The sequence below is a fragment of the uncultured Faecalicoccus sp. genome (genome assembly GCF_944325745.1).
Taxonomy (GTDB): Bacteria; Bacillota_I; Bacilli_A; order Erysipelotrichales; family Erysipelotrichaceae; genus Faecalicoccus.
In genome coordinates, this window is sequence record NZ_CALVBG010000045.1 from 1 (window position 1) to 10956 (window position 10956).

Consider the following 10956-nt stretch of genomic DNA (forward strand, 5'->3'; position numbering starts at 1 on the left):
GGAGCAATCATGATCACGTTGACATCTTTTGGAGGAACGATGCATCCAAAATGAATATTGAAACCATGAGCAAAGGCCAATGTTTTTCCGGCTGTCAAATTTGGAGCAATCTCAGATTCATAAACTGCTTTTTGTTTTTCATCCGGAATCAAGATCATAATGATATCACTTGCTTTTGTAGCTTCTCCCACTGACATAACCTCTAACCCTTGACGTTTTGCCTTTTCGATAGAGCGGCTGCCTTCATACAATCCAACGACAACATCTACACCAGAATCTTTTAGGTTCAGGGCATGGGCATGTCCTTGTGAACCGTAGCCGATAATGGCTACCTTTTTCCCATCCAATTTTTGGATATCACAATCTTGCTGATAATAAATTTTAGACATTTTATTTTTCTCCTTTATCTTCTTCACAAATCTCTTCTTCAAATGTTTTCGTTTCACTATTCAGATAGACACATCCTCTTTCCAATGCCGTTACACCCGTACGGCAAAGTTCCAAGATCCCCAACGGTTTTACAACCGTAATAAACGCATCGATCTTAGAGGAGTTCCCCGTAATTTCAACACACAATGTGTTCGGTGAAAAGTCTATGATCTTACAGCGGAAAATATCGACCGCTGATAAGATATCATTTCGTGTTTGCGGTTTATTTCGCAACTTGATCAAAGCCAATTCCCGTTTTACACTATTGTCAATCGGTAAGATCTTTACTTCTTTCACATTATAAAGCTTACGAACCTGTTTAATGATCTGCTTGCGAATGGCTTCATCGCCATGGGCGGAAATCGTAATACGAGAATACCGAGGATCTTCAGTGGTGCCTACCGTCAAGCTGTCGATATTGAAACCTCTACGAGTAAACAAGGAACTGACACGAGTCAAAACACCGGCCGCATTATCGACTAAAATTCCAATGATAAATCGATCATCTGTCATGACGGATCCTCCTTTAAAGTAATAATATCATCAAAAGATCCTCCAGGCGGCAGCATCGGAAGCACAAGTTCGTCTTTGTCAATCAAACAATCGACTAATACAGGCTCCTCTTCATTCATTGCCTTGGCGACGATACTCGATAATTCATCTCGTTTTGTAATGCGATACCCTTTTAATCCAAAGGCATCAGCCAATTTCACAAAATCGGTTTTCCGTTCCAGTGTCGTCTGGGAATAATGTTTATGATAGAACAAATTTTGCCATTGGCGAACCATTCCCAATACGCCATTGTTCATAATGAAGATCACGACCGGGGCATTGAGTTTAGAAACCGTGGCAAGTTCATTAAGATTCATACCAAAACTTCCATCCCCCGTAAACAAGACCGTTTTTTTGCCGGTTGCCAAACAGGAACCAATAGCCGCGCCCAATCCAAAGCCCATCGTACCTAGACCCCCGCTGGTAATAAAAGTCCGCGGCTGATGGAATCGATAAAACTGCGCAACCCACATTTGGTGCTGGCCGACATCGGTTACGATTGGCATATCGGCCTCGGTATGTTTTTGTACTTCATGGATCAAGGCATAAGGCGTCAAAGATTCTTCTGAAGTATTCTTCTGGAATTGTTCTTGTTCTTCCTTGCGAAGTTGGTCTAACCTTCGATCCCATTCGAGATTCTTTTTCGGTTCAACGATTTCTAAAAGTTCCTGCAGAGCAATTTTTAGATCGCCGCCAATTCCAAGATCCGAAGTGATATTTTTATCGACCTCTGCTCGATCAATATCGATATGGATGATCTTTGCCTTTTTGGCATACTTGCTGACATTTCCTGTTGCACGATCAGAGAATCGCGCCCCCACAGCCAATATCAAGTCCGCTTCATTTTGAGCCATAGAACTTGCGTAGTGTCCATGCATACCTTCCATCCCTAAGAATCTAGGATTTTCATGAGATATCGCCGAAAGTCCCATCAAGGTAGAACCAATCGGCGCATCAATACGGTCTGCCAGCTCTTCGATTTCTTTACTGGCATCCGCAGTAATGGCACCGCCGCCAATATAAATATATGGACGCTGCGATTCACGAATCATTTTTGCGGCCCATTCAATCTTAAATTCTTTAGGCAATCGTTGTTTTTCTTTTTCGACAACGGGTGCAGGTTCATATTCACAAAGACCTGTCTGTACATCTTTAGGAATGTCAATCAAGACGGGACCTGGACGTCCCGATTTTGCGATCTGAAACGCTGTTCGGATCGTATCCGCCAGATCTTCAACATGTTTCACAAAAAAATTGTGTTTTGTGATGGGAATCGTAATTCCTGTAATATCGACTTCCTGGAAACTGTCTCGTCCAATCATCGCATTCGAGACATTTCCGGTAATCGCAACCATTGGTGTTGAATCTAGATGCGCTGTCGCAATGCCCGTTACTAAATTCGTAGCTCCCGGGCCGCTGGTCGCAATAACGACTCCTACCTTTCCACTGCTGCGAGCATATCCGTCTGCTGCATGAGAAGCACCTTGTTCATGAGCTGTCAGCACATGATGAATTCGGTCACCGGCTTGATATAAAGCATCGTACAAATCGATAACTTGTCCTCCAGGATATCCAAATACGACTTCAGTACCCTGTTCAATCAACGTTTCCACAGTGATCTGTGCTCCCGTTAATTTCATGATCTCACCTTCTTCTTTTATGTTTGACTCTTATTATAACAAACTTTCATATTCTTTTGTATGCTTTTTGAAAATATTTTCAAGAAATTTGACGACCGCTTTCATTCTTATGGATTCATTCAACGACATCTATTGTGTTAGAATATCCATATGAAAATATTGATAAGTCCTGCTAAACAGATGAAAACCTATGAAGATTATTTTGATACATCTTCATCCCCTTTATTTCTGGATCAAACAAAAATCTTGCTAAAGCAGCTAAAGTCTCTTTCCTACTCTGAACTTAAAATCGCATTCAAATGTTCAGACAAGCTGGCAAAAGAAGCTTATGAAAACTACCAGTCCCTCGATCTAGACCAGGCAAGAATCCCCGCCTTGTTTGCATACCGGGGAATCCAGTATACAACGATGGCACCGGAAGTCTTAGAGGATGAAGCCCTGCGTTATCTTTCAAAACATCTATTGATCTTATCCGGGTTTTATGGTTTATTGCGGCCCTTTGATACAATCGTCAAATATCGCCTGGAAATGCAGTCAAAAATTCCATTTTCCTTATATGATTTTTGGGGATCAGCCTTGGCAGATTCTATCCAAGATCCCTTTATTCTCAATCTGGCCAGTGAAGAATACGCCAAATGTATTCGTCCTTATCGTCCTTTGATCGATGTCCGTTTTTTTGAAAAAGATTCTCAGCGCCTTGTCGAAAAAGGGGTCTATGTTAAGATTGCACGGGGAGAAATGGTTCGTTATCTTGCGCAGAACCAGATTGAAACCATCGAAAAGATCCAACAATTTGACCTTCTGGGATATTACTATTCCTCATCGCACAGCTCCGATCATGAAATTGTTTTTATTCGTGAACACAAATAAAGCACAACGGCATCGTTTAAACCGTTGTGCTTTGTTTTTGACATTCTTCTAAAATCGATACCACATCCAATGTTTGTTTACAGAGCTTTTCATAAGAAGAACAATCCCGATTTTGAATGATCGATAAGAAATCTTCACATTCATACACCATATGTGGTTTTTGATCCAGACCAATGTCATGAGCAACAGAAGTATCTTTCTTTCCGATCATATCCCCTTTTGTCGGTAAGATCTCGACATGAGAACATACTCCGCAGCTGGATCCATATACCCGAATCGTTCCTTGATCTCCTTGAATGTAAACATGATTAGGAGAACTGGAATCCTTAGCACCTGTACATAAGGCCAACATATCGGGATAAGACAATAAAACGGTTCCGCTGGTGTCTACGCCATTGAACCCCCGATTACAGACATATTGGACTGTATCCGGCTTTCCAAAAAGTCCGATCACAAAATGAAGGCAATAGACGTTGATATCCATCAAAGCGCCGCCCGCAAAGGCCGGATCAAATACATTGGTCACTTCATGCGCTTTATATTTTTCATAGCGAGAGGAATACTGTGAAAAATTGCACTGAATCAATTTGATATCTCCCAGCTCTTTCAAATGCGATCGTACGATTTGATAATTTGGAAGATGAATTGTCGTGATTGCCTCAAAAATGTATACCCCTTTTTGTTTGGCAATTGCAAAAAGATCTTTGGCTTCTTCCACAGTCGGCACGAATGGCTTTTCACAGATCACGTGTTTGCCTGCCAACAGTGCCTTTTTGGATTGTAAATAATGTAATCCGTTAGGACTGGCGACATAGATCGTATCCAACTTTTCATCCTTCAACATCGCATCCAGATCGTCATAATACTTGGAAACTTGATGTTTTCTGGCAAATTCCTGTGCTCGTGCAAGGGTTCGTGAATAAATGGCAGAGACTTCCATTCCAGGTGTCATCTTCATCGCTTCGATCATACGATCCACGATCACACCGCTTCCGATCGTTCCCACTTTCATTTGCAATTCTCCTATTCTAAATGATCCTTTGACTCATGAGAAACAAATAGTTCTTTTTTTGTTTCTGCGTGATCTTTTTTCAGATCCCGGCGCGTTTTCTTCTCGTTTTGTTTCTTCTTTTGTTTTGGTTGTTCGCGATAGATCCTAAAACAAACGCCATCGTCTGTATTGTATCCCTTCACGTGATATTTATTCGCTTTCACGACACGCGAGACAATGGATAATCCTAAACCGAAACGTCCGCCTTCCCCTTTTTCATACGGGCGGAAGAGCGCCTCGATACGATCTTCCGGCATTTTGGGTCCGTCATTCGAGATCTGTAAATCATTTTCACGAACTTGGATCTTGATATAGCTTTTAGCATAGCGGAATGCATTCTCCATAATATTTTCAATACATACACGCCATGACTCCAACAAGCCATCAAAGAACACTTCTTCTACATCGGTAATGATGGAAATCTCAGGTCGGATCACCGCTGAATTCAAGACCACTTCTTCTACAACCTCTTTCATGTTGGTCACAACACCTTCGGCATCGCTCGTGATCAAATATTCGATTCGATTCAAATAAAGCAAATTGTGTACTTTTGCTTCCAGACGATTCGCATTGTCTAAGATCACGTCCACACTTTTTTCGAGTGTGCCATAAGGATAGATTCCATCCTTGATTGATTCTGAATACGATTTGATCGTTGCGATCGGGGTCTTCAGATCATGAGAAATATTGTGGATCATTTCTTCTTTGACTTTTTCTTGTTTCTGCAGCTCATCTTTCATGTTGACAAGTTCATTGGCAACCTCACCAATCTCATCATCTCGATTTAGGTGCAGTTCCACTTCTTTTCCTTGTTTGACTTGTGCAATATAGTTTTTGATCTGATTCAGTGGATGGATAATGGAAAAGACCCATATCATCATGATGATAATAAAGACACAAAAAGCAAGGATCGTCGCATAAACCGTCGAATCGACCAAAGTGTTTTTGATAGATTGCGGATAAGTATCGTTCATAAAGCTGACCAATACTCGCTCTCCCAATGCCGTTTCAACGACTTGCATCCGATAATAGTACCGCTCACCCTGATGAATGATTGTTCCCTGATCGATCCCATCACTTTCATAGAGCAAGTTTTGAGAACGCTCAACCAGATACTCATAAAAACTGCGGCTCGTCTTTTGATTTTCATCCGGATTCAAAACCGTAATGGTTTTATTTTTGATGATACAGTTTGTTTGTATGCTGTCGGCAGCCAGATATTCATAGATGTCATCCTCTCCGGCAAACCCGGATTCCATTAAAGAAACAATGGGTTGCTGGCGATTGGCCATTGTCATATACATCTGATTGGCAATCGTCGTTTCGATGTTATTATTTAAGTAAAAGATGAAAAAGATTCCAAAAAAACTGATAAACAGCAGGATCATGATCAAAACCTGCTGTGTCAAAGACATTTTTTTAAATAAACGTGAAATCATGATTTTATCCTAAACGATAACCATATCCATAAATCGTATGAATATTCAAATTTGGCAGTTTTTTTCGAAGCCGACGCAAAGTATCATCGACGACGCGATCGCTTCCAAAGTAATTTTCATCCCACACATTCTCCAAGATCTTGTCTCGTGAAAAAGCGATCCCTTTGTTTTTGATAAACATCATCAAAAGATCAAATTCTTTAGTGGTCAATTCGATCTCAACATTGTCGGCATAGATCTTACGCTGTTCTTCATCAAGCTCATATCCATCGACTGCGATTCGATTATTGTCATCTTTATATGCCCGTTTCATGATATTGTTGACACGAAGAACCATCTCTTTAGGAGAAAACGGTTTTGTGATGTAGTCATCACATCCCTTTTCCAAACCGATGATACGGTCAAACTCCTTATCACGTGCTGACATGAAAATCACCGGTGTTTCAGGCCCCTGCAAGCGGATTTCTTCAATCAGATCAAATCCTGATTTATCATCTAACATGATATCCAAGATCCACAAATGCACATCATCATCCTGGACATGGGCACTGGCTTCTTCATACGTATAGTAGGAGCGGACTTCGTATCCTTCTTTACGCAGATATTGAGCCACCAAATTATTCAAATCTTTTTCATCTTCTACGACACAAATCACTCGTTTCATAGGATCCCTCCTTAGTATTGGTTTTGTTCAATAAAATCTACAACGCGCTGCACATAACTTTCGCACAGAGCATCCGTTTTCGCCTCAACCATGACCCGCACTAAAGGTTCGGTTCCACTTGGCCGAACTAAGATACGGCCCTCATCGCCGAGCTCATCGGCTACTTCCTGGATCACATCCAACAGTTTAGGATCTTTCAAGGCTTCTTCTTTATTGTTTACTTTTACATTTTTAAGCAACTGCGGATAAATGAAAAGTCCTTCTGATAATTCTTCCAAGCTTTTGTTTGTATCTTTCATGATCTGCAAAAGCTTCAAAGCGGTCAAAAGACCATCGCCTGTCACCGCATGCTCATAAAAGATAATATGCCCACTTTGTTCTCCTCCTAGATAATAGTCGTTTTTCTGCATTTCTTCGAAAACATACTTGTCGCCAACCGGTGTCTGGATATAATCAATCTTATTCTCATCTAGCGCTTTATAAAGACCTAAGTTAGCCATGACGGTCGTAACACACATGTTTTTGTTCAACGAGTTCTGAGATTTCATATAACGAGAACAAATATACAAGATGTAATCTCCATTGACTAATTCCCCTTTGGAATTCACGGCGATCAGGCGATCCGCATCTCCGTCAAAGGCAAGACCGATATCAAAATCTCCTTCCCGAACATTTCTTTGGAGTTTTTCCGGATGGGTCGATCCACAATCTTTATTGATATTGATCCCGTTAGGAGAATTGGAAATTGCTTCTACCGTAGCTCCCAAAGAATCCAAGGTTTCAATTGCGGTACTGGTGGCCGAGCCATTGGCATTATCTACCGCTATCTTAAATCCGCTCAAATCAACCGGTACAGTTTCTTTCAACCAGGACATATAAATTTCCAAACCATCTTGCCAGTCAAAATATTCACCAATTTGACTTCCAGTCTTTAAATCCAGCGAGGTCTTCCCATCCATATAATCTTCGATCTGCAGCAAGACCTCTTCTTCCATCTTTTCGCCATTGTGATTAAAGATCTTGATTCCATTATCATAATACGGATTGTGGCTGGCTGAGACCATGATCCCACAGTCAAATCGTTCTTTTCGAATCAAATAACTGACCGCTGGTGTAGGACAAACGCCTAACAAGTACACCGAGGCCCCCATAGAAGTGGCGCCAGCAGCCAAGCCGAGCTCAAACATGTCCCCGCTCAAGCGAGTGTCCTTTCCAATCAATATCTTCGCATGGCGATCCTTGCCATAATACATTCCCAAATATTGGCCGATCCGAATCGACATATCTAAAGTAAGATCTTCATTGGCCCGTCCGCGAACGCCATCGGTTCCAAAATATTTTCCCATATTGAACACTCCTATTCTGTATCTGTATCGTTTTTCTCTACGGTTGCTTCGATAGATGCCGGGTCGATCTCGACTTGAACACGATTTCCTTCTGCATCATAGGCAACGATCGTAGCATCTGTCGTATATTGATCTCCATTGGTGAATCCGCTCACGTCGACAATCGCTCTGACAAATCGAATCGCATTTAATTCATCTTCTGTGGCACGGATCTTCACGGTCGAAGAAGACAACCTTGGTGTTTTAAAATCAGAAGCCCTTTGTCCGGAACCAATCAGCATTTCCGGATCAACGGTAAACGATCGTTCTTTTTTTGCGGTGATAGTAGCGGTAACACTGGCCGGAGATAAAGTCGCTTCGATAGAAGAAGGAAGATCATCTAAACTCAGATCGATAATAAAACTGCCTTCTTCATAAGGACGCAGATCTGCCGTAACTGTCATGTTCGTGTGCTGCTGACGATAGACTTGGATCTCCGCTGCAGTGCCGGTCAATGTCACTTGCACACTATTGGGTATCCCGCTGACCTCATATTGTTCCTGATCACTCAAGATCTTGACATCAACATTCCCTAAATTGACTGTAGTCGATGTATTGTCAAATAATTCATATCGAATATCTTGATAATCTACGACAAAACAAATCACAAGAGAGATCATCAAAGACACGATCAACGACCCGGCTTTATTGAAAACAATGCGATCAAATAACTTATTCACACGACGATAAAAAGATCCAATCGTATTTTTTAAGGAATTGATCCATCCTTTGTTTTTCTTCTGTGGGGATTTATTCATGAGAATTCACCCCCTGATCACGTAAATCAACGATGGCCAAAGGTTGGATACGCTCATCGGCCGAATATCTTGTTTCCCCTGGTTTTCGACTGCGTGTCAATCCTAAGTTTTTTGCCGTATTGATCACCGGTCTCAACAAAGAAGAGGTTGCCCCTTCATCCATGTCCGGTGTCAAAAGATTCATCAGAAGACGGCGAAGACCTTCCGACTTGTATTGTGTAAGTTGTCCGTTCATCGCTACGGAGATATTGCCGGTCTCTTCACTTACGATGATTGTGATCGAATCTGTGATTTCGCTGATTCCCACAGCGGCACGATGACGTGCTCCATATTTGCTGGGAAGATCTTTTGAGGTTGGCGGGAAATAGGCCGCCGCACAAGCAATCTTATTCCCAATAATGATTACAGCTCCATCATGCATAGGAGTCCCATACTGAAAAATCGTCCCCAACAACTCGCTGGAAACAACAGAATCCATTTCAATCCCGGTGTGGACATAATCTTCCATCGACGTACTTCTTTGAATCGATATTAAGGCTCCAGTTTTTGTTTTTGACATTTGTTCACAGGCCTTGACCAGCTCATCGATCATATTAATTTGTTCATCATGTGAGACATTCAGTCCTAAGATCGTAGAAGTTTTTCCGAATTTTTCAAGCATGGCACGAATCTCCGGCTGAAAAATGATCACAATCACAACAACTCCCCAATTGACAAAGATATTGATGAGATAGTTGAGTGCATTCAAGCCTAAGATTGCAGACAATCCTTGTACGATCAAAATAAACAAGATCCCCTTTGCGATCTGGATCGTTCGGGTGTTGTTGCGCACGATACGCAAGGCATAGTAAACCAAAGCCCAAATCACGATCACATCGAGGATCAATCTAAGGATCAATGAAATATCACTTGTCGTAATATTCATTACCCATCCCCCTTTTCACTAATCTAAAATGGAATAGATCATCGTTCCCACCGAATCATAAAGAACAGTGGCATTTTGTTGTACATCTTCCAGAGCGGTTGTCATGCAGGCTCCATTATATCCATAGGTCATCAGTGGAATATCATTATAAGAGTCGCCGATCGTATAAACATCCGCTTCGTTAATATCGGCATATTCAACTACGAATTCCAATCCGGTTGCTTTAGAGATTCCTTTCGGTACAACATCTACGACAAAATTGTTGGCATAAGCAACCACGTATTCACCAAAAAACATATTGATATTATCGGCCAAAGTGACTGCCATGTTTTGTTCTGCCATAGATAAAACTATTTGCGCAATCTTCGGACAGCTTTCTAGATCCTCCATCGTCATATCATCTTGCATATGCGGATAACGCCGATCCGAAACACTAGGATCGACAGTCATCTTATGACGATTTTTACCATCGTTGATCACAACGCTGGCAACTCCCTCTTCGTTTTGAGCGGCGTAAATAATATCGATTGCGGTAACCATATCCAGATAATGAGAAAGCAGTTCATTTCCTTCTCGATCAAAGACCATTCCCCCGTTATTGGTTACATAATAATCCACAGGAAGATGATTTTCCTTGACTTGTTGTTCAATCGATTCCATTGAACGGCCAGTCACGATCACAAACATATTCCCTGCATTTTTCCAATCGTGAATTGCTTCTAGATCTTCAGGCATGATGTGGCTGGCATATTTCAATGTTCCGTCATAATCCGTTGCTAATAATTTCATAACAGCTCCTCAACTTTTCTTTTATGAATATAATATATCATACTTCATGAAAATCACATAATTCAAAACAACATAAAAAACGAGACTTTCTACAAGCCTCGTCTCTGTATCTTTTATTCAATTTATAATGATTTCATCTATTGATCAGCGACTGCATAACGTATTGTCTACAGCATTTCCTCTATTGTTATTCAGGTGTCTGTGCTCTTTTTATGCAGACTTTAGATGACTCCTTAGTAAACGATCTATTGTCCTTTTATTCTGATCATGGATCTTGTAATAGCCAAATTCCGGTCTGTTCATTTCTGACATTCTATCATCCACTAAGTCCAAGGAATGTTTTTTTCGGATTTCTCCGACCTGACGTTTGGAGTCTTCTCTCCATAGCTTCGTGCTTCGCCAGGAAAAACAAGTTCCTGGCAACTATTGTATTGTCATCTTCCCACCGCTCTCT

General features: G+C 41.3%; 11 protein-coding genes. 1 reads left to right on the top strand and 10 read right to left on the bottom strand.

The window, feature by feature from the left end; genetic code table 11:
- From Q0J48_RS05250 to ilvB, 3 genes are all read right to left on the bottom strand, one after another.
- Positions 1-389: NAD(P)-dependent oxidoreductase (locus Q0J48_RS05250; protein ID WP_296242281.1), on the bottom strand; the 389-nt coding region annotated here is incomplete at its 3' end.
- A gap of 1 nt (position 390) precedes the next feature.
- On the bottom strand, positions 391-942 hold the full coding sequence (gene ilvN / locus Q0J48_RS05255) for an acetolactate synthase small subunit (RefSeq protein ID WP_296242284.1): 552 nt from the start codon (positions 940-942) through the stop codon (positions 391-393).
- Positions 939-2621, bottom strand: a complete 1683-nt coding sequence (gene ilvB, locus Q0J48_RS05260) for a biosynthetic-type acetolactate synthase large subunit (RefSeq protein WP_296242286.1) — start codon at positions 2619-2621, stop codon at positions 939-941. The genes ilvN and ilvB overlap by 4 nt, the downstream gene beginning before the upstream one ends.
- 150 nt (positions 2622-2771) lie before the next feature.
- Here ilvB and yaaA point away from each other — a divergent pair, with 150 nt between their 5' ends.
- Positions 2772-3491 carry a peroxide stress protein YaaA gene (yaaA, locus tag Q0J48_RS05265; RefSeq protein WP_296242287.1) on the top strand — a complete coding sequence of 240 codons (720 nt, stop codon included), beginning with the start codon at positions 2772-2774 and terminating at the stop codon, positions 3489-3491.
- A gap of 16 nt (positions 3492-3507) precedes the next feature.
- On the opposite strand, the gene Q0J48_RS05270 is transcribed toward yaaA, so the two are convergent.
- Genes Q0J48_RS05270 through Q0J48_RS05300 form a run of 7 tightly spaced genes read right to left on the bottom strand, consistent with a single transcriptional unit; the run spans position 3508 to position 10502 of the window.
- Positions 3508-4503 (bottom strand): Gfo/Idh/MocA family oxidoreductase, encoded by a 996-nt coding sequence (locus Q0J48_RS05270; RefSeq protein ID WP_296242289.1) that lies wholly within the window; start codon positions 4501-4503, stop codon positions 3508-3510.
- 11 nt (positions 4504-4514) lie between these two features.
- A complete protein-coding gene (locus tag Q0J48_RS05275) occupies positions 4515-5981 on the bottom strand; it encodes a HAMP domain-containing sensor histidine kinase (RefSeq protein ID WP_296242291.1) in 1467 nt (488 codons plus the stop codon).
- 4 nt (positions 5982-5985) lie between these two features.
- The gene (locus Q0J48_RS05280; RefSeq protein WP_296242292.1) at positions 5986-6645 is read right to left on the bottom strand and encodes a response regulator transcription factor; all 660 of its coding nucleotides are present in this window, start codon (positions 6643-6645) and stop codon (positions 5986-5988) included.
- An 11-nt stretch (positions 6646-6656) separates the two neighbouring features.
- Positions 6657-7991, bottom strand: a complete 1335-nt coding sequence (gene glmM, locus Q0J48_RS05285) for a phosphoglucosamine mutase (protein ID WP_296242294.1) — start codon at positions 7989-7991, stop codon at positions 6657-6659.
- A gap of 11 nt (positions 7992-8002) precedes the next feature.
- Positions 8003-8788: a CdaR family protein gene (locus Q0J48_RS05290; RefSeq protein WP_296242296.1), complete on the bottom strand. Its 786-nt coding sequence runs from the start codon at positions 8786-8788 to the stop codon at positions 8003-8005.
- A complete protein-coding gene (gene cdaA, locus Q0J48_RS05295) occupies positions 8781-9713 on the bottom strand; it encodes a diadenylate cyclase CdaA (protein WP_296242297.1) in 933 nt (310 codons plus the stop codon). The genes Q0J48_RS05290 and cdaA overlap by 8 nt, the downstream gene beginning before the upstream one ends.
- 18 nt (positions 9714-9731) lie before the next feature.
- Complete coding sequence (locus tag Q0J48_RS05300; RefSeq protein WP_296242299.1) at positions 9732-10502, bottom strand: HAD-IIB family hydrolase; 771 nt, start codon at positions 10500-10502, stop codon at positions 9732-9734.
- Positions 10503-10956: the final 454 nt, after the last annotated feature.

Excerpts from the sequence above, each read along its gene's own strand:
- ilvN (WP_296242284.1), bottom strand. The coding sequence starts at position 942 with ATGACAGATGATCGATTTATCATTGGAATTTTAGTCGATAATGCGGCC.
- ilvB (WP_296242286.1), bottom strand. The coding sequence starts at position 2,621 with ATGAAATTAACGGGAGCACAGATCACTGTGGAAACGTTGATTGAACAG.
- yaaA (WP_296242287.1), top strand. The coding sequence starts at position 2,772 with ATGAAAATATTGATAAGTCCTGCTAAACAGATGAAAACCTATGAAGAT.
- Q0J48_RS05270 (WP_296242289.1), bottom strand. The coding sequence starts at position 4,503 with ATGAAAGTGGGAACGATCGGAAGCGGTGTGATCGTGGATCGTATGATC.
- Q0J48_RS05275 (WP_296242291.1), bottom strand. The coding sequence starts at position 5,981 with ATGATTTCACGTTTATTTAAAAAAATGTCTTTGACACAGCAGGTTTTG.
- Q0J48_RS05280 (WP_296242292.1), bottom strand. The coding sequence starts at position 6,645 with ATGAAACGAGTGATTTGTGTCGTAGAAGATGAAAAAGATTTGAATAAT.
- glmM (WP_296242294.1), bottom strand. The coding sequence starts at position 7,991 with ATGGGAAAATATTTTGGAACCGATGGCGTTCGCGGACGGGCCAATGAA.
- Q0J48_RS05290 (WP_296242296.1), bottom strand. The coding sequence starts at position 8,788 with ATGAATAAATCCCCACAGAAGAAAAACAAAGGATGGATCAATTCCTTA.
- cdaA (WP_296242297.1), bottom strand. The coding sequence starts at position 9,713 with ATGAATATTACGACAAGTGATATTTCATTGATCCTTAGATTGATCCTC.
- Q0J48_RS05300 (WP_296242299.1), bottom strand. The coding sequence starts at position 10,502 with ATGAAATTATTAGCAACGGATTATGACGGAACATTGAAATATGCCAGC.